This is a genomic window from uncultured Paraglaciecola sp., assembly GCF_913020055.1.
Taxonomy (GTDB): domain Bacteria; phylum Pseudomonadota; class Gammaproteobacteria; order Enterobacterales; family Alteromonadaceae; genus Paraglaciecola.
In genome coordinates this window covers 19350-39958 of record NZ_CAJWCF010000011.1, presented here as the reverse complement: position 1 = coordinate 39958, position 20609 = coordinate 19350, and the positions used below count along the sequence as shown (strand labels likewise).

General features: G+C 40.0%; 14 protein-coding genes. 3 read left to right on the top strand and 11 right to left on the bottom strand.

What is annotated here, in order from left to right; all coding sequences use genetic code 11:
- From edd to zwf, 3 genes are read right to left on the bottom strand one after another with little or no spacing between them, the layout of a single operon-like run.
- Positions 1–1821, bottom strand: a complete 1821-nt coding sequence (edd, locus tag QZ488_RS04030; RefSeq protein WP_293746471.1) for a phosphogluconate dehydratase — start codon at positions 1819–1821, stop codon at positions 1–3.
- Between the two features lie 25 nt (positions 1822–1846).
- A complete protein-coding gene (pgl, locus tag QZ488_RS04025; protein WP_293746469.1) occupies positions 1847–2539 on the bottom strand; it encodes a 6-phosphogluconolactonase in 693 nt (230 codons plus the stop codon).
- The gene (gene zwf / locus QZ488_RS04020) at positions 2539–4029 is read right to left on the bottom strand and encodes a glucose-6-phosphate dehydrogenase (protein WP_293746467.1); all 1491 of its coding nucleotides are present in this window, start codon (positions 4027–4029) and stop codon (positions 2539–2541) included. Before zwf ends, pgl begins: the two co-directional genes overlap by 1 nt.
- 284 nt (positions 4030–4313) lie before the next feature.
- On the opposite strand from zwf, the gene QZ488_RS04015 reads away from it, so the two are divergent.
- The 3 genes from QZ488_RS04015 (at position 4314) to QZ488_RS04005 (ending at position 8232) form a co-directional block, all read left to right on the top strand.
- Positions 4314–5165: a MurR/RpiR family transcriptional regulator gene (locus QZ488_RS04015; RefSeq protein ID WP_293746465.1), complete on the top strand. Its 852-nt coding sequence runs from the start codon at positions 4314–4316 to the stop codon at positions 5163–5165.
- Positions 5166–5439: 274 nt separating this feature from the next.
- Entirely contained in the window at positions 5440–6873 is a 1434-nt protein-coding gene (gene pyk / locus QZ488_RS04010) for a pyruvate kinase (RefSeq protein ID WP_293746463.1), read from the top strand.
- A 183-nt stretch (positions 6874–7056) separates the two neighbouring features.
- Positions 7057–8232: a saccharopine dehydrogenase NADP-binding domain-containing protein gene (locus QZ488_RS04005; protein WP_293746461.1), complete on the top strand. Its 1176-nt coding sequence runs from the start codon at positions 7057–7059 to the stop codon at positions 8230–8232.
- Between the two features lie 408 nt (positions 8233–8640).
- Here the strand turns inward: QZ488_RS04005 and QZ488_RS04000 are convergent, their stop codons facing one another.
- From QZ488_RS04000 to QZ488_RS03965, 8 genes are all read right to left on the bottom strand, one after another.
- The gene (locus QZ488_RS04000; RefSeq protein WP_293746459.1) at positions 8641–9867 is read right to left on the bottom strand and encodes a hypothetical protein; all 1227 of its coding nucleotides are present in this window, start codon (positions 9865–9867) and stop codon (positions 8641–8643) included.
- A 213-nt stretch (positions 9868–10080) separates the two neighbouring features.
- Positions 10081–12867 carry an XrtA/PEP-CTERM system TPR-repeat protein PrsT gene (gene prsT, locus QZ488_RS03995; protein WP_293746457.1) on the bottom strand — a complete coding sequence of 929 codons (2787 nt, stop codon included), beginning with the start codon at positions 12865–12867 and terminating at the stop codon, positions 10081–10083.
- Between the two features lie 211 nt (positions 12868–13078).
- Entirely contained in the window at positions 13079–15070 is a 1992-nt protein-coding gene (locus tag QZ488_RS03990) for a hypothetical protein (protein ID WP_293746455.1), read from the bottom strand.
- A 310-nt stretch (positions 15071–15380) separates the two neighbouring features.
- Complete coding sequence (locus QZ488_RS03985) at positions 15381–16160, bottom strand: PhzF family phenazine biosynthesis protein (RefSeq protein WP_293746453.1); 780 nt, start codon at positions 16158–16160, stop codon at positions 15381–15383.
- 37 nt (positions 16161–16197) lie between these two features.
- A complete protein-coding gene (locus QZ488_RS03980; protein ID WP_293746451.1) occupies positions 16198–17490 on the bottom strand; it encodes an acetylhydrolase in 1293 nt (430 codons plus the stop codon).
- A 19-nt stretch (positions 17491–17509) separates the two neighbouring features.
- Positions 17510–18715, bottom strand: a complete 1206-nt coding sequence (locus tag QZ488_RS03975; protein WP_293746449.1) for a DUF3089 domain-containing protein — start codon at positions 18713–18715, stop codon at positions 17510–17512.
- A gap of 90 nt (positions 18716–18805) precedes the next feature.
- Entirely contained in the window at positions 18806–19465 is a 660-nt protein-coding gene (locus QZ488_RS03970) for a 2OG-Fe(II) oxygenase (RefSeq protein WP_293746494.1), read from the bottom strand.
- Positions 19466–19484: 19 nt separating this feature from the next.
- Positions 19485–20393 (bottom strand): DMT family transporter, encoded by a 909-nt coding sequence (locus QZ488_RS03965; protein WP_293746447.1) that lies wholly within the window; start codon positions 20391–20393, stop codon positions 19485–19487.
- Positions 20394–20609: the final 216 nt, after the last annotated feature.

Sequence of the window (20609 nt, the reverse complement as noted above, 5' to 3'; positions counted from 1 at the left end):
TTATTCCTGACCAAAAAATAACGAGCAAGCGCCCTGCTCTGCACCGGTTAACGTTGTGCGCATACCGGCAAACATCTCTCGGCCCATGCCAACTTGGTGTTTAGCAACGTCTGTTACTTTTGCTTCTCTATTGGCTAATATTTCATCGCTAATTAATACGTCCATCGCGCCTGTTTCAGTGTTTAACTCAATCAAGTCACCGGTTTGTATTTTAGATAATATCCCACCTTTAGTGGCCTCTGGAGTTACATGAATGGCCGCAGGTACTTTACCTGACGCACCGGACATACGCCCATCGGTAACTAGTGCCACATGAAACCCTCGGTCTTGCAATACTGCTAGAGGTGGGGTCAAGCTGTGTAGTTCTGGCATACCGATAGCAGAAGGGCCTTGAAAGCGCACTACTACCACACAATCTTTATCTAACTCACCGGCCTGAAATGCTGCATGCAACTCAAACTGGTCTTCAAATACCACAGCAGGTGCTTTAATTTTACAATGGGGTTCACGCAAGGCAGAAGTTTTCATAACTGCTCGGCCCAAATTACCGCACAACACTGATAAACCACCATCGGCTTTGAAGGGTTCACTCACACTAGCGACCACTTGTTTATCAAATGATTCTGTTGGCCCGTCACGCCATACAAGTTCGCCATGTTCTAATATAGGCTCTTTAGTATATTGCTCTAAACCTTCACCACAGATGGTTTGCACATCGTTATGCAACAAGCCACCTTCTAACAATTCTTTAATCAACAAAGCCATACCACCGGCTGCGGTAAAATGGTTAATATCAGCTGAACCGTTAGGATAAATTCGGGTTAATAAGGGTACTGCTTTGGAGATATCTGCAAAGTCATCCCAGTTAATGATGTAACCTGCCGCTTTTGCTACAGCGACCAAGTGCATAGTGTGGTTAGTTGAACCACCAGTAGCCAACAATCCCACCAAACCATTCACAATGGCTTTAGCATCAACTATGTGACCAATTGGGCGATACTCGCTACCTAAATCTGTAATACGAGTCACTTGCCTTGCTGCAGCATCAGTTAATGCATCGCGCAGTGGTGTGCCTGGATTAACAAATGACGAACCTGGCAAATGTAACCCCATGATTTCAACAACCAACTGATTACTATTGGCGGTACCATAAAAAGTACAAGTACCAGCTGAATGATAAGATTTTGATTCAGCATCAAGTAACTCTTCTCGACCTACTTTACCTTGTGCATACAATTGACGAATACGGGCTTTTTCTTTATTTGGAATACCTGAAGGCATAGGTCCTGCCGGGACAAATATTGTCGGCAAATGACCAAAACTAAGCCCACCAATCAATAACCCGGGGACAATTTTGTCGCAAATACCTAACATCAAAGTACCGTCAAACATATTATGTGACAGTGCAACAGCAGCAGACATTGCAATAATATCTCGGCTCATCAGACTTAAATCCATGCCCGGTGTTCCTTGCGTCACACCGTCACACATAGCGGGTACGCCACCCGCAAATTGCGCAACACTTCCAACCGCATTTATCGCCTTTTTAAGCTGGGCTGGGTATGCTTCATAAGGTTGATGAGCGGATAACATATCGTTGTAAGAGGAAACTATCGCAATGTTTGCTTTAGTCATACTACGCAAATCGGATTTATCTTCTGTGCCACAAGCTGCAAACCCATGAGCCAAGTTACCGCAAGACAACACACCACGATGTGGACCTTGCAAACGCGCACTTTCAATTTTTTCTAAATAACTTTTACGCGAATCCTGGCTTCGCTGAATAATTCTGTCTGTCACTTCTTGGATAACGGGGTTCATCGATTTTCCTATAACTTAAATTTAATCAGGGCGCCCAAACAAGCTCAACATCAGCGTTGTTGATGACAGCTCTAATTGGCATAACCATGGCGTCGTCATCTGACAGAACCTTATCTAACACTTCTTTTTTGCTTTCTCCGGTGAGATGCAAAAATATTTGATTGCTATTTAATAACGCTGGCAATGTTAATGACATGCGCTGATTCGGAGCGGTTGTAGGCTGAACTGCAATAAATGCATTACCAGACTCAAGATCCAATCCTTCAGCAATTTGCTTTGAACAAGGAAACAAAGACGCAGTATGGCCATCTTCACCCATGCCTAAAATCAACACGTCAAAAGGGGTACGCATTTTTTGCAGATTCTCAGTGCAGGTCAAAACCGCATCTTCGGCATCACCATGTTGAGTTTTCAAAGGCACAAAATTAGCATTTGCAGCGTTATTAATAAGTAATTTAGTACGCAGCATTTTTTCATTAGATGCATCGTCAGAGTTATCGACCCAACGTTCATCAGCCAAACTGATATCAACCTTGGTCCAGTCAAGGCTAGACTTTGACAACGTATTAAAAAGGTCAGCAGGGGTACGTCCACCTGAAACCACTAAGCTTGCTCGACCATTTTCCTCAATACCATCTCTAAGTAACTTAGTGATTTTACGAGCAAACGCCGTATTCAGTTGTTCAGTTGTTCTAAATTTAGATTGTGTTAATGCCATTATTTTTTACCTATTCTGCTTTCATACCAAGCTCTATCTTCACGAGCGAGTAACGCAATTGACGCTACTGGCCCCCATGTACCTGCCTGATAGGGTTCAGGTGGCTCGTTGCTGTTTTTCCAAGCAGCTAGAATACCATCAACCCAAGTCCATGCGGCCTCAACTTCGTCACGACGTACGAACAAGGCTTGATTACCCAACATGACTTCTAACAGCAGTTTTTCATACGCATCAGCGATACGTTCGTCTTTGAACGTATCAGAGAAACTCAGGTTTAACTTAGATTTTTGCAAGTCCATCGAACCCGTACCTGTCAAACCGGGCACTTTATTCATAACCGTAACCTCAACCCCTTCATCAGGTTGTAATCGAATGGTTAGTTTATTCGGTGGTAACTGCGGAAAACTGTCTTTAAACAAGTTATGAGGTTGACGTTTAAAATAGATAACTACCTCACTGGTTTTATTGGGTAGTCTTTTACCTGTACGCAAATAGAATGGCACACCCGCCCAACGCCAATTGTCCAATTCAACTTTTAAAGCAATAAAGGTTTCTGTTTGACTCGAGGTGTTTGCATCATCTTCGTCTAAATACCCTGGTACTTCTTGGCCTTTAACAAATCCACCAACATACTGACCACGAACGGTATTCTGACGTACATTACTCGCATCAATGGGACGTAATGATTTAAGTACTTTGAGTTTTTCATCGCGAATACTGTCAGCATCAAGGTTAGCAGGTGGTTCCATCGCAATCAGAGTCAAAATTTGCAACAAGTGGTTTTGCACCATGTCACGCATCTGACCGGCTTCGTCGAAGTATCCCCAACGACCTTCAATCCCTACTGACTCAGCAACACTAATTTGCACATGGTCGATGCAGTTGTGATCCCAATTCGTCGCAAAAATTGAATTAGCAAAACGTAAAGCGATAAGGTTTAAAACAGTTTCTTTACCCAAATAATGGTCAATCCGGTAAATCTGACTTTCATCAAAAAACTCTGCTACTTGATCATTGATCACTTTAGATGATGCTAAGTCATGTCCAATTGGCTTTTCTAACACCACTCGCATACTTTTATCGATTATTTTAGCTGCTTTAAGCCCAAGACATATATCACCGAAAATGGAAGGAGGCGTAGCAAAGTAACAAACCATCATACGTTTGGGATCGACATGATCTTTAAAAGCTTTGTAGCTAGCAACATTTTTCATATCGACTTGTACATAATCTAATTTTTCAGAGAAACGTTTCCAAGTCTCTTGGCAAAGCTCTTCTTTAGTAAATTTTTCAATGTTTTCTTTTACAAGTGCAACATACTCTTCTGTGCTGATGTCTTGACGCGCCACACCGATCACTTTTGTCTCGGCGTGCATCAGATCAGCTTTTTCGAGTTGATATAGAGAAGGTAATAGTTTGCGTCTGGCCAAATCACCTTGTGTGCCAAACAATACGAAATCACAAGGTTCGAATGAATTTTCCAAAACCATTTTTTCTGCCTACTTATTTTTTATATTGATAGTGTAAATTGCCATAAACAGTAAAGTTATATGCCAATCGACAACGCATGACGTAAAATTTAACATTATATGTAGTAATTTTACAACTTTTCACTACGTTTTTGCCGGTAAAAATGTCCTTTTGAAGGTTTTTAGTCCATTAAACCGAAAGATTTCCTGTTAAAAAATTACAATTATAGTACTCTGCTAGGAATGAGCCAAAGTTAATACTGCTCTTTTAGTGGAACCATTATAATGAAGTTTTTGATGCGCACATGAATATTCTAGAAAAAATAACTCAACATAACTCCCTCTTTAGTAAGTCTGAACGTAAGGTTGCAGAGGTCATACTGGCGAATCCGCAAACGGCTATACATAGCAGTATTGCAACCCTAGCAAAAATGTCGGGCGTAAGTGAACCTACCGTCAATCGCTTTTGTCGTAGGTTGGATACTAAAGGTTACCCAGATTTTAAATTACATTTGGCTCAAAGCCTTGCTAACGGCACGCCTTATGTAAACCGCCATGTTGAAGAAGATGACGGGCCTGAGGAATACACCCATAAAATATTTGAATCCACTATGGCTTCACTTGAGGTGGCACGCCAATCAGTAGATATAGCCACGATTAACCGAGCGGTAGACTTGTTAACCCAAGCGCAAAAAATTTCGTTTTTTGGATTAGGTGCTTCCGCCTCTGTTGCTCATGATGCATTAAATAAGTTCTTTCGCTTTAACGTTCCTGTTATCTATTTTGAAGATATTATTATGCAACGTATGAGTTGCATGAATTCTGGCGAAGGCGATGTGGTCGTTCTAATTTCACACACCGGAAGAACAAAAAGTTTGGTGGAAATAGCTCAAATCGCCCGAGGCAATGATGCAACGGTAATGGGGATTACTTCCAAGGACAGCCCGTTAGCTAAAGAATGTAACCTAGTGTTATCCCTTGAAGTCCCAGAAGATACGGATATGTATATGCCGATGGCTTCAAGGATTGCACAACTGATACTGATAGATATATTGGCTACAGGTTTCACCCTCAGACGAGGTAATAAATTCAGAGAAAACCTTAAACGAGTGAAAGATACTTTGCGTGGTTCAAGGTTTGATAAACGTAATGATTAGCGTAATAGCCTAACTTTTTTTAGTAAAATAGAGCCAATAGGCTCTTTTTTATTAGAATAATTTCACTTTTTGGTCGTTTTGCACTACTATTTTCGTAATAAAATTACAGATTTGTTAATTAACAACTATTTTGCTTATATAAACCTCTATTAAGGGAATGATTACCTTAGTAAGAGGTCGAGCTACGCTTAAACTATTGAACTCCTCCAAATCTAAGCAGTGTGTACTGCGAAGATAGGTAACATTTGCGCCATAACAACAGAGCACCCAAACTATGTTAAGACGAACAAAAATACTCGCTACCTTAGGTCCATCCACAGATACAGTGGAGCAAATTGAAGCGATTATTAAAGCCGGAACCAATGTGGTTCGAATGAATTTTTCTCATGGTACGGCCGAAGATCATATTAAACGAGCGGAAAAAGTTCGTGCAGCAGCGAAAAAACTAGGTAAATACGTAGCCATTTTAGGTGATTTGCAAGGTCCTAAAATTCGCGTATCTAAATTCGTTGACGGTTCTATCATATTGAAAATTGGTGACCACTTTATTCTAGATGCTGACATGGGCAAAGATGACGGAAACCAGCAAGCAGTAGGTATCGACTATAAAGCATTGCCTCAAGATGTGAAAAAAGACGACTTACTGTTGTTAGATGATGGACGTATTCAGTTAGTAGTGACAAGTGTTGAAGGCAACAAAGTACATACAGAAGTGACAGTAGCCGGAAAATTGTCGAATAACAAAGGCATTAACCGCCAAGGTGGTGGTTTGTCAGCTGAAGCACTAACGGCAAAAGATAAAGAAGATATCATTACCGCTGCAAAAATTGGCGTGGACTATTTAGCCGTGTCTTTCCCGCGTTCAGGTGATGATTTACGTTATGCACGTCAACTTGCTGAAAAAGCCGGCTGTAATGCGATGATCTGCGCTAAAGTAGAGCGTGCTGAAACCGTTGCATCTGATGCAGCCATTGACGATATTATTGAAGCATCTGATGCGGTAATGGTTGCACGTGGTGATTTAGGTGTCGAAATTGGTGATGCCGAACTAGTAGGTGTTCAGAAAAAACTGATTGCTCGTTCACGTCAGCTAAACAAAGTTGTTATCACTGCCACGCAGATGATGGAATCGATGATCACCAGCCCAATGCCAACTCGTGCTGAAGTGATGGACGTAGCCAACGCAGTATTGGACGGTACTGATGCCGTTATGCTATCAGCTGAAACGGCTGCTGGAGAATTCCCAGTCGAAACTGTTGAAGCCATGGCCCGAGTTTGCGTAGGCGCAGAAACACATCCAAGTGTCACTATTTCAAAACATAGAATGGACGAGAAATTTCATTCAGTCAGTGAAACGGTTGCATTAAGCGCAGTTTATTCAGCTAATCACTTAAGTACAATTAAGGCTATCGTGGCTTTAACCGAAAGTGGTAGTACACCATTATTAATGTCACGTATCACTACATCACTGTCTATTTATGCGATGTCTAGACACGAAAGCACATTAAATAAAATGGCCTTATACCGCGGTGTTAAACCTGTCTTTTTTGACTCTCGAGGCAGTGATCCGGGTAAACTTAAAGACGACGTAGTAGCCGCTTTATTAGAAAAAGGTATTTTGGAATCTGGCGACCAGTTCATCATGACTTATGGTGATGTAATGGAAACTGTTGGTGGCACCAACGCCTGTAAGATTGTTACAGCTTAAGAAAATTAGTGACTAGAGCCCTCTAGTCCATATTCAAAATATAAAACGAGTCTTTTGACTCGTTTTTTTTTGCGCGACATACAACGCTTTATTAATAAAGAATATAGTTCGCCATTACAAAAATAAATTAAAATTATAGATAATCCCTATTACACTCAACGCACAAAATAATTGGAGTGTGTAATGAGTACAAATAAAAAATTCGATATTGTTATTTATGGTGCTACTGGTTTTACAGGGCGATTAGTTGCCGAGTATTTGGTAAAGCAATATGCCGGTGATAGTTCAGTAAAATGGGCGATGGCAGGAAGAAGCAATAAAAAACTTGCACAAGTGCGCGACGAAATAGGTGCACCTGCAGATACACCTTTAGTGGTGGCCGACTCCGAAGACTTAAGCACAATCCAAGCAATGGTAGACGACACAAAGCTGGTATTAACAACTGTAGGTCCCTATCAATTATATGGCTCTGACCTGGTGGCAATGTGCGCCAAATCTGGAGTAGATTACGTAGACTTATGTGGTGAGCCAGTATGGATGAGCGAAATGATCCCTGCTCATCACGAAGCGGCTAAAGCCAGTGGTGCTCGCATTGTATTCTCATGTGGTTTTGACTCGATTCCTTCAGACTTAGGTGTGTATCGACTACAACAATTGGCTAAAGAACAATTTGGTCATCCTATGCCCAGAGTGAGATGTCGCGTTCGAAAAATGAAAGGCACATTTTCTGGTGGTACAGCTGCCAGTTTAAAAGCAACCTTAGTAGCGGCCAAAAAAGATCCAGCAAAAATGCAGGCGTTACTTAACCCATTTTCTCTCACACCAGGATTTACCGGCGCCGATCAACCTTATGGCAATAAACCATACTACGAGGAAGATTTGGGCACTTGGGTTACCCCTTTTGTAATGGCAGCTATTAATACACGCAACGTTCAACGTTCAAACTTTTTATTAGAAAGTGAATATGGCGACGATTTTGTCTATGACGAAATGTTTATGACCGGCCCTGGTGAAAAAGGCGAAGCCATTGCCAATGCTATGGCCAATGACAAAAGCATGGGCGGCGATGGCGGACCTAAACCTGGTGAAGGCCCAAGCAAAGAAGAACGCGAGAATGGCTTTTACGATTTACTTTATGTTGGCTCAGACGCCGAAGGTAACACTATCAAAGTTGCGGTAACAGGCGACAGAGATCCTGGTTACGGTTCAACCTCTAAAGTCATTGCCGAAGCAGCTATCTGTTTAGTAAACGACGCAAAAGATACCCAAGGTGGTATTTGGACATCTGCGCCTGCAATGGGTGACAAGTTGATCAAACGCCTAGTTGATAATGCAGGGTTAACATTTACACAGGAATAAGCTTTAGCGGTGGGCTTAGTATGACTTACAAGCCCACTAATTCGAGTCACTGGAATAATTAAATACAAGCATGAACGCCGTTCTAACTTGATAGAGCAGTTTGTGCCATTTACTGTTGTAGCGCTCGGAAAAATGGTTTTATGGTGCTCCTCACCCAAGATAACAAATCGGTTAAATGAGTTGCTACTCCTGTCAGTATCACGGGTGTCTAGTTAATTCATGATATTTTGTATCGATACATTCAAACCGATGTTCAGTGTTTTAAAGGATTGTGGATGCCGCATAAGCGTTATAATCGAAGAACTTGCATGTACTGAGTCTTTACAGACATTTAAAGATGTTGGGTGTGAGCTCTAAACAAAAAACTCGCCTTTAGGCGAGTTTTTGCTTCTAAATGTTATTGTCTGACTAAGCAGATTTTCTGCGTCTGTGCCACATAGCCACTATGCCAATACCCAAGATACTTAGGGCAGATGGGGCAGATACTGGTTCTGGCTTTTCAGGTGGCTTTTCTGTAATGGTGACATCACAGGGGGTATTTTTACCATTTATACCTTCTCCATCACAAGGCACTTTTGGTTTTGAAGCATGTAGGTCATCTAAAGATACCAGTATTTTATTATTATTTACGGTAGTTCCAGCATTTTTCACACCGAAGTTAGCAGGTAATAAAGATTTAATATCAAATCCAGCACCAAATAAATTACCTGTAATTTCTACTTCAATGCCAAAATCGAAATCCCACGTTTTTTCAGGAGTAAAAATATTATTTCTAGTTGTGTCTGCTAGCTTATAACAAGCTTCAGCACTGCTTGATTCGTCACCGCAGTCCACAGTTTCTGGAGATTTATCATAAAAACCATCCAAATCACCATAAAAATCACCATCATTAAGCAAGCTGGCATTGTAGTTCAGTGTTGATAAGAAACTAATCCCAAACCCATTTACTTCGACAGCTTGTGGAGTGTAGGTACCCTCGACAGCATCATGCACAATATCAATATTGTCAGCGTCTTTGTCGTCTCCAACTCCGTTCTTTCTACCTTTGTCCTCAAGTACTTCTGGGTCAAAGACAAACGTGTTGACACCTGTGCCATCGTCAAAAGAAAGTGTAAAATATTCACTTCCGATTGCATTACCTGCGTCCTTTTGTTCAGACCCTTCCCAGCCGACTAAATAGTCATCGGCTTCACTAGAAACAGCGGGGGAATAACTATCAATTACTGATTGCTTAGCTGCTTTTCCTGCCGCATCTCTTGCATTTTTACATGCCTTATCTTTACCACAGGCCCCATTTAAATTTTCATAAGCGACTTTAGCTTCTTTTTCTGCGGCTTTGGCTTCATTTTTACAGGTTTTATCACAGCTGTCTTTTGAACTAGAGCCTTCTGCATAAGACAAATCCTTAAAACCTAACGGATGGGCAATATACATGTATTGCTTGCCACCATAACTAGAAAAAGCAAGTGTCCCGCCCGTTGCTGTTTTGCCTTCGCCAAGGTCATAGTCGATGGCAAAGGCAATGTCATATTCCTCTTCAACATAATGGCCATCGTAAGTAAAACTGTCTGAAGCGTGTGCAGGTAAACTGCATAATCCCGCTATAGCGGTAACAAGTAATTTTTTCTTTAACATAATTTAATAATCCGTTTTGAAACGCGCCCAAAAGGTGTTTGCTTGGTTCTTTAAACAATATCTTGAGTATAAGCAAAAATCGATCCAGGTTGTTTTTTATGTTTTATTTCATAGACCTATATTTAACGGTAATGATTTTAACCCATAGAATTGTAAAATATCTTGACAGTATTTCAATCGTGTTGTCATTCTTTTTAACTTAGACGATTCCCTCTAAATAGAATTAAATAACGCATCTGCAAGGGCTTTTTCTGGAAAGTTCGAGTTCGCAGAGAAAGCCTTTTGTAACGCTTTTTTAGCCGCTGTAGTTTGACCGGTTTTAGCCAGGTTATAAGCAATATGATAATAAATAGATGGATTGTCAGCACTCATGGATATTGCTTCTCTGAGTAGATCTAAGCCAGCAACGTATTTTCCTTGCTGAGTTAAAATCCAACCTTTGGTATCAATAAAAGTGGCATTGGATTGTTCGATATCCAACGCTTTGTCTATGTATCGAATAGCTGCTTGGGGATCTTCAGCTAATGAAATATTGGCTAGGTTGTTATATACAAATTCTAACCTAGGTAAGGTCTCAATTTTCTCTAGTGTTAAATAATGCTGAGTAGCGTCTTCTATGTCACCTTGGGCGTATAAAAAATCGGCTAGTATATGTCTGTGAAAATGTGAATCAGGAAATGCTGTTAGGATTACATTTAAGGTACTAGAAAATTTTTCTTGTCCTACTTTTTGTATGGTGGCTAATCGATAGGCTTTTATGATGGCAATTTGATAATTATTGTTCAATTCGATAGCTCTATAGTAATGGCGTTTAGCTTTCTCGTACTGGCTTTTCGCTAAAGAGATATCACCTAATACCATCTGGATATTGGAGTGATCAATTGTCTTTTGTGACAGTGTTGCAATGATAGTTTCGGCTTTAACTATATTGTTCATTTTTATGTAAAGACGCATTAATTCTATTTTTGCGAAGAGGTAGTTGGGAGACACCTGTAACGCTCGTAATAAAGTGGTTTCTGAATCTATATACAACCTTGCAATACGCTGTTGTTGACCTAAATATAATAATTGTTGTTTGTCGTCACGCCATAGGCTGTAGAGTTGACGAAATTGCTCGCCCGCCAGCTCTAGTTCATTTTGTTTAAGGTATATTTCCGCTCTAATTTGAATATATTTAGCTTCTAATATATGAGTTCTTTGCAATTTGTCTAATTCAGCCAGTGCCGCTGGTAGGTCGTTTAATTGTCTGTGAATACTTATTGTTTTTTCATAGGGAATCGTATTGTCTCTTTCAAAAAACTTGGCTGTTCTAAAGTGATTTTTAGCGTCTTCAAATTGTCCTAGCGCCATTTTAATATTACCTAGCAATACTTGCACGCGAAAAACTTTACTATAGGTAGGTAATAATATTTCTGCGTAAGAAAGAGCGCTTTCATTATCAGCTTTTAAAAAATGTAAGTTAGCCTGATTATATTTAGGTGCAAGTATGTTTAATTTTGCTTCTAATACTTTATTGTTTACGTTTAGGGCTTCGTCGTATCGTTGCAATACGATGAGGGTTTCAATCTTCAATAACATATGGGCGATATTCGCCGGCTCTAAATCAATCAATTCATCTACTGTATTTAATGCCTTCTGTGCCTGTCCATTTTGCAAATATAAGATCGCTGCCGTTTTCTTAATTTCTAACCCTTTAGTATCCGAGAAGTGTTGATTAAAAAACGCCAGTGCCTCAACGTATTTTCCTCGAGCCTGTAATGTTTTGACTTCCATTAAATCCAATAAACGATTGGCTTTAGGATAAGTTGGTCTCAGTTCAGATACTAAGATTTGGCATTTAAGTATTTTATGTGTTTTTAAGTACAAATCACATAAGGTCATGGATAATGACAGGCTCTCTTTAACCACATCATAATGGGTTTCCATTAATTTAAGGGCAATTTTAGTTTCATCTAATCGAGTATGGGTATCGATTAATAGCTCTAATGCATATAAATTATCAGGGTTTTGATTTACATAATTGATCAACTTGTTACGAGCGACTTCATAATTTTCCGTCATATACGAGGCTAAACCCGACAGAAATAGCAATTCAATTTGTCTTAATAATCGTTCGTTAGGGATGAGGGCTAACTTGTCATTTATTTCTTCATAAGCTTTTACTGCCAATTCATTGTTGTTATCCATACTATATAAGCGGGCGCTTAAAAGCATGATGAAAGGTTCATCTGGGGAAATAGCCAGAATTTTATTAACTAGCTCTCTTGCTTCATCAAATTGTTTCAACTTAACGTGAGCATTCGCTAAAGAGCGGGTAATAAATGCTTCAGCGGGGGCTTGCTGATAGGACATTTTAAAATATTTCAGGGCGTTTTTGATATCATCTTGTCGTTCATATATCTGTCCTTGAATATGCAACGATTGGGCATCTTGTGGCTGTAAAGACAAGGCTTTGGTGACCGATTCTTGTGCTTTTTGGTCATCACCTTGCCTAAGGTAATACCTGGCTAAACCGTTAATAGCAGTGACTTTTTGAGGAGACAGCTGGTAAGCCTCTATATGTTTATCTTTGGCTTTTGCAATATTATTCAAATTTTCGTAGGCGATGGCCTGTAATAGGGTTACTTCAAAGGTGTTGTTTTCGTTAAGCTCTGATGTATTTAATTTTATTACCTTGTTGTAATCATTGATCCAGATATATGCACGTGCGAGGGGAAGGTAAGCAATATTTTTGTCTGCGCCTAATAATAGTGATTCTTCATATTCGACTATTGCAGAATGAGGGAATTTTCTTCGAAGTAATATATCACCCATCATTAACTTTGATTGCAAGTGAGACGGAGTGTCTTGCAATGCATTCTTGAGGTGAATATAGGCCTCGTCATAGTTTTGTTGGTTATAGCTAACTAAAGCCTTTTCGTAGTCAACCGCCGATTGCGCAAACAATGAACGAGACATGAGAGTAAGAATAAGCAGTAATATTAATCTAATATTTAACATTTTAATTAGGCTCACTGAAGGCATGGCGTACTTCACTTGATCCTTCAACTTTTAATAAAGGACGATACGCATACATTCAATCCATGATACGAGGGTATCAAGATCATATATTGAATTGGCGATACTTTAAAGTACGTAAATTAGATGAAACGCAAACAAGTCAACAATTTCGGTTCAAAAAACATAGAGAAAAGAATGAAAGCTAAATTCGCTATTTGCGAGTCGTTATTATGTGCCCCGTCGAGGCATAGTATTGGTTAATATGATTGAGGCAAAACTCGCTTAACTCGACCAATTGTTCGGTGGCGAATTTTGGAGGAGGATTAGTTGATTGCATTTTGGATAAGGTCATGGCTTTTAGATTGGTCCAATATATTCTATTTAGTTTTACTAATTGCTCCTCAAGGTTTTGAATTTCTAGCTCTAGGTTTTTAGGATTATTGTAAGCTTCCTCTAAATCAATGGATTGCAATAGATGGGTGAGTACAGCATGCATAATGCTGGCTTCGCCAGCCGCCGGGATAATTAACTTGGATACAATCGCATATTTACCTTTGCGAGTGATACTTGCGGGCAAGTAATCATTAACCCCTAACAAGTGATTAGGAGTCAGCTCAACGCTCAATGCTTTTACATAATTGTTGATTGTAATGTTAATACCCATTTTGGTTTTAAGTGACACTGGCACCGAATATATCCATTGTGCTGATTGATCGACAAAACCATAAACTAAAAACGTAAGTAATGGGTCATCCAGATTATAACGAGCAAACACTTCACGCCCTGCTTTACCTGAGCCAGAGTATGTTTGTAGGTTGTTAGTTTTATAATCTCTTTGAAAAGCGGGTGCACTCATATGATGATTGATAAGTTCGATTACCGGAATTATCGCCTGCTCAGACACATTTTTGGTCTTAGAGCCAATTTGTCGTAAACATGCATCCGAAAAAGACATCGTTCTGGAACCAAAAAAGCTTTGTATCACTGCCTCATCACTAATGTTTTCTATTTTGTCCGCTTTGTAATTGGCGTATGCGGTACGATTTGCGCGGGCAAAAAGTATATTGTCGATTAATTCCTCATGCCCTGCGAGAGCAAATAAGGGGTAACTGGATTTCCAATTTTCAATTTTGTTACATGCGTTAAATAGGTCCAAGACTAAAGATAAAATCTTTTTCGCATAAGGATTAAGCATATTCTTTTTTGCTGCAAAAGAAATATTGTAGTTTTTATCTAGGGAAAATTTATAATCTTCTAGAAAAGGCATACATTTAATCGGAGCCTCCATTAAAAGCTCTTCAGTGCGACTTTCTTTCATAAAACAAACGCTAATTTCACCCTTATTTTCAGTAATTTGAAGGTTTTCATGAAAAAATGCGCCCATTGATTCCATTTCAACTATTAATTTTTTTACCAAATGAACCACTTCAGAAGTATTGCCAATGACGCGACCATTTTGGGGGGGCGGTTCAATCTCTGAATAGCGGCATTCAACACCTTTTTTCGTTACTTTTCCGATATTGGCAATTCGCGATTGTACATTTTCGTACCAGGACTCATGTTTATAGTTACTTTCCAATGTCTTTAACAAACTAGCCTCTTCTACAAAGGCCTCCACTTTGTGAAATCCGTTTAAAACTGTGGTGATCTGTTTTTGACTAAAAGCTAATACTCCTTCAGTTTTAATATCCGCAGATACTTTTGATAAATAAGTTAATGCCTCATCATAGTGGCCGTTAATTATTGCTGCTTGGGCAAGTATGATGGTCGCTTCAGAGGCATATTCCATAACATTACTTAATAGCGGAGCATATTTTTCTACTGTGGCATAATCCGCTTCTGAGAAAGCTAAGGCAATTAACTTATAACGCTGTTTGGCTGAGTTAAGAGAATTGTCGATTGCTAGGTATTGCTTGAAGTATTCAATAGCATTGGGTTGTTGATTCAACTTTTCTGATAAGGTCGCCAAATTGTTTAGGGAATACAGCTTTTTCTCGGTGCTGTCTGTGCAACTGAGTGCCAATTCTGTTTTCAGTAAGGCGATTTGATAATTTTTAGTATTAAAGTGGCACAAAGCTTCAATCTCTAACACGTGATATTTTTCTAATGTGGTTTTTGGTGTGATTTTTTTAACAATCTGTAAGGCCTTCTTAAACTTTTTATTCGTTGCTAGCTGCTGAGCTTGAGCAAGTTTAGTTAACATATAATTCCCTAATGCAATAAATATCTAACTTCTGGCTTGAGGAGGGCGGTAAGCTCTGATATTAATAGCTGTAGTAGATAGCACGTTTAAATATTTCGATTGTAAAGCACTTCAATGCCAACAAACAAGCGTGAACCATAATCGATTTAGGAGGGCCTTTGTTCGTTCATAATCAATGTGCACTGCTGAATACATTACAATCCAATTACTATATTGATAATCTTGTTGATCTATTCCTCGTTCTAAATTTAGCTTTAGAGTAAGTAAAGTAAAACGTCATTCTTAATAAATGTGAATTGGGGATCTACTTTTAAAGCGTGATTTTTCCGTGCATATTATCCACCGCCTTCCCAGTTATTAACACTCGGTCGCCTTGTAATTGGCAGCTAATAAAGCCCGTTCTTGATGATAACTGCTTAGCTTTCAGCTTGTGTTTTGCTCGCTTGTGTGCCCAATACGGAGCGAATTCACAATGGGCAGAGCCAGTCACCACATCTTCATCCACATCAAGTTTTGGGAAAAAACAGCGGCTAACAAAATCAACGTTTCGCCCTGGAGCAGTGACCACCACACCTCTTAGATCAAGGCTTTTCCATAAGGCTAAATCAGGCGACAGTGCGGCCACAGCTAGTTCATCCTCTAGCTCAATAATGTAGTCAAAAGCAGCGAGTACTGCTTTAGGTTTGATACCTAGACCCAACAATAGATTATCAGGAGCAATAATGGGTTTTGGCATTGATGCTGGAAAGTCCATTTCTAGACCTTTAGATCTTTTTGTTACCAATAAATCACCACTTTTTGTAGTGAAACATATTTCAGATTTTTGATAGTTTAAATGTGTAAACAACACATGAGCAGCGGCCAAAGTGGCGTGACCACATAAGTTCACTTCATGTGAGGAAGTGAACCAACGCAATTGAAATTTGTCTTGATAAGGCACAAAAAAAGCCGTCTCAGACAAATTGTTTGCCTGAGCAATATTTTGCAATAACTCGTCAGCTATCCAAGCATCTAAAGGGTAAACTGCGGCTGGATTACCCTCAAAGACTCGTTCTGCAAAAGCATCAACTTGATAAATATCTATGTACATTTGGCCTTTCACTCCAAAGAGCTGCCCATGCAGCTGGCTATTTTCGGATAAACTTCATACCCACACCCCATCTATTTGCAAAACCAGGCCAAGGTTCATTCAACTTGCCGTCTGCTTGTTTAGATTGGGTCGCATTTTCTCTTTTAGGCAGATAATCACAAGATGATGTTTGTTGTTTTACATAACAATCTAAAAAGGCCAAGGTCATATGTTGATTAATACGGTTAAAAGTTTCACTACTCCAAGTAGGTTCGTAATAATGGCCTAGGTCTGCATCTGCTGCGTAGGCAATTTCTGGCGCTGGATGTGGGGCAATATTATGACGGGCATTCTCATACACCAACATAAAACTATCTTTTGCTGGCGACTGTTCAAATAACTTTTTCACTCCTTGCTCGTAACCAGAGACATCATCAAGTGAGCCGGTAACGTATAAACTTGGCACTTGGATCGCATCCAATTTATGTAAGTTATTTTCTTGCCCCCAAGGTGCATATGCCACCATCGCTTTCCAACGGCTATCGACCTGCTCTCGTCCCGCATTACAAATGTTAAATACGGGTAGCAAGGCTTTTGCAGCGGGTTCAGGAAAACCGAAAGCTTGTAGACCTTGCTGATTAAAGTTGTAGCAGCCGCCTACTGTATTCACCGCGCCATAACCACCCATAGAATAACCAATCACAGAAGCTAGGTTAGGGTTCACCACTTTTGCCAAGTCAGACTTGGCTGAGGTGAAATAATCCAATACAAATTGTTGGTCACGGGCGCGATTGATTAAGGTACTGGGAAAACCAGCAAAAGGCGCATTTTTAAAATCAACTTCACCTGTGGTGGAGTCAGTATGATCAATGCCTACAACTACATAACCGTGGCTCGCTAAATGCTCACCAAGATAAAACATAATAGTACGGTAACCAGTATAGCCATGGGATAACACCACCAGCGGGTAGGTTTTTTCTGGATTAGTTTTGGCGTCTCTTACACTGTTGCCTTGAAGTGAAAACGCTTTATGGGTGCGAGTGACATTCTTATAGGTCGCGCGCGCATCCGTTTCTTGAGTGACTGCTGGATACCATACTTCTAGGGTCAAAGTCCTGTCTTCTAGGCTTTGATAATCTGTGGCACTTAATTGTTGTGGGTTAGTTGCCTGTATTGTCCTAACGCCAACAGAGTAAGCACCACGCTTACCTAATTCGGGCGTGACATCAGGTTGCGATGTATACAATTGTTGCGCGCTATCGGCTGCAGAACTGCTGCACGCCACGCCACTACAAATCAGCAAAAAAGAGGCTTTGAGTGTTTGTTGAAACACGGTTTTAAAAGCAGTCATTCTATATTCCTTGGGATTATTATTCTGATTGAGACACGTTATTTGTCAGCATAAATTGACTAACACGCTGAATGGCGTTTTGACGAATGTTGCCGTAAAACAAACTATAGTCGAGTATGTGATAACTTTTATTGGGTTGAGATAAGTGGTTTGAAAAAGCGTTATCTGCCTGCTGCATCACTTCTAGCATGCCATCCTCTGAACATTTTGCCCAGGTCAATTCATTTGTTAATGCTGGTAATTCTTGAAAAACAAACCCAGGATTATTGGCTAATAACATATTAACGGGTGTGCGTTTAAACTCTACAGGCATGGCCCCTAAATGTGCTGTTTTGCCCACCTTAACTAAGGTATCTGTCCAACTTAATGGATTTACACACAATGTAGGTTTTGTTGAACCATCCTCTAATTCACTCGATTCCCAGCCTGTTTTGTACCAATGGGGTACCTTAGTGTCTAGTTGACCGTCTTGACCATAGGTATCGTAACTGACAATACAACCCGTCTGACTAGCTTCGATGCAAGGAGTTATCTGTTCAAAACCTCGGCTAAATTTATCCTTAGGCAACCAATACCCCACAACATAAGCCGCCACTAATTGTTGGAATAAAGGCGTGTTGTCGACTTTTTCTTCTAATAGACGTAATGCATGGGTGGTGCCTTGACTATGCCCGACTAAAATAAAAGGCCGACCTTGATTGAAGTGTTGTAAGTAGTAATCAAAGGCTGCTGCTACATCCTGATAGGCCAATTCTAATGCTTGGGTGCCAGGTTCAAACTTCTCTGGCATAAAAGATTGAATGTTTGCCTCGCGGTAATGGGGTGCATAAATATTACAACATCCATTAAAAATACTGGCCATGCTGGATAACATGTATTCAATTGACTGGGATTCAGAATTCTCAATTTGCATAGTCGAATTCCAACCTCCAGGCCCTACAAAACCCGTTGAATGTACAAAAAACACATCCACTGTTTTATCGGCTAAGTCGTCACTGATATCCAAAGTGGTTGGCACCAAATCAGAGGTATCACTTTTATCTGGATGTGCAACCCAGAAATAGGCATTGTTGTAATCTGGAGCAGCAGGTGCATCAGCCAATACAAAGTTTTCAGGGGGAGAAAGATAACTGAATACCCATTGGCGGCCAAACAAAATCAAAATGATAAGCAAAGCCACAACTGGCAATACAAACCAATAAACAAATTTCTTAAGGGATCTCATATATGTCTCGAATCACAAACGCGCTACATTTAGCCTATTTCGGTAAATAGACACAACTCAGCAATTTGAAGGGAAGTTTATAAGGCTAGCTTATTGGCTGGGGTCAAGATGAACTTGGGAGTTGTTGTTCAGCCTATACCAACCTGCAATACTGTATCGTTCACCATGACTAGTCAGCACCTCGTGAGGAAAAACATCACTTAGAAATATGATGCAGCTATTAAACAATGGCGGTACAACAAGCAAAGGTGACTGTTGATCATCTGCATACAAAAGTAATTCTCCGCCATCATTCTTATGCCAGTTTATATTCAAATAGAACACAGTACTTAAAATGCGATTACTGCGCCCTTTAAATGCATCTAAGTGACGCCGATAAAAGTCACCTTCTGCATAATGAGAAAAATGACATTCAAAATCAAATAGGCCCATAAACAAACGTCTATTTAAACCTACTCGCAACTGCTCCATACATTGCAAATAAGCATGTTGTTGCAGTGACTCACCATCAAGCCACAAGGTTGTATCGGTTCTTATTTGTGTATCAAGCTGCAAGTTATTTTGCCGACCAATGCCTGCGGGTTTAAAACTAATGGAAGACAATCGCTCTGCCTCTTGTTGCAATTGAGTCGCAAGCCAAGCAGGTAAGAATTCTGTTAACTGAATATAGCCGTGCTGTTGTAGCGCATCCGCTATTTCATCTATCAACAATTCACTCAAACAAATATTTTCAGTCACAGGTGTTTTCATCTTCAATTTATTAACCTTGTTATTTTAACAAGCGCATCCCCACTATAACCAGCGTTAATCCAACAAAGTGCATCCAACCTAGTGGTTCTTGCAACAAATAATTCGATAAAATGGTAGTCATTAAAGGCCCAACAGCGCCGACAATCCCAGCTTTACTCGCCCCTACGATTTTGACGCCTGCGCTGACTAAAAATGAAGGGATAAGCGTACAAAAAATGGCAATGGTTGCTGCTCCTGCATACATGGTTCCAGTAAAGGTACTCAGGTCCTGCACACCCACAGCTGTAGCGTGCATTAACATAGTAACTGCAGCTCCAATCATAGCAATACAAGTAAAACGTTGACTGCCAATACGCCGAGAATAAATTTGATTAGCCACCATATACCAAGCAGTAAAAACACTGGCGATAAACACCAATACACTACCCAACCAAAGGTTTTCTCCACCAAAACTTAAATCAGCAAAAAAGAATAAACCTATACCGCTATAAGCCACTACCAAAGCTAACCATAAACGACGTGATACGGTTTCCTTCAGAAAAACCCAAGCAAATAACATGGAAATTGCAGGGTAACAAAACAATATCATCCGTTCTAAACCCGCGCTGATGTACAACAGCCCTTGTAAATCGAGATAACTAGCAATGTGATAACAAGCCACTCCAGCCAACACTGCACCAATTAGATCTCTATTCGATATCCCCCACCCCCGACGCGACACAGCCCAATAAAGAATGACTAGATAAAATGGCAAAATAAACAGCATCCTTAACGTCTGCAATTCAAGTGCACCTAATCCAATTTGAAATAACATTTTTACGATAATAGCTTTGCTGGAAAACAACAAAGTCCCCATGACTACATAAAAAATACCTTTTTGTTGCTGTGTAAACATAATTTTAATTTTGGCTTGTGAGCCTTTATCCATGGTAAAAACGCAAAACTGCTGTGAGTTGCTATATGGAGTCAGATGGGAGTTTTATGAAAGACTTGTCTGACTACTCATATAAGCAGCCAGCACAACGCTAACCGCTTAGATAAGTAGCAGCCAGAGAGTATTGACGTTAAATTGTGTGTTGATAAAAGTGTTTTGTTGCATTATTTCACTGTTTTATAATCGGTTATTTTTTTCGCAAATTGAAAA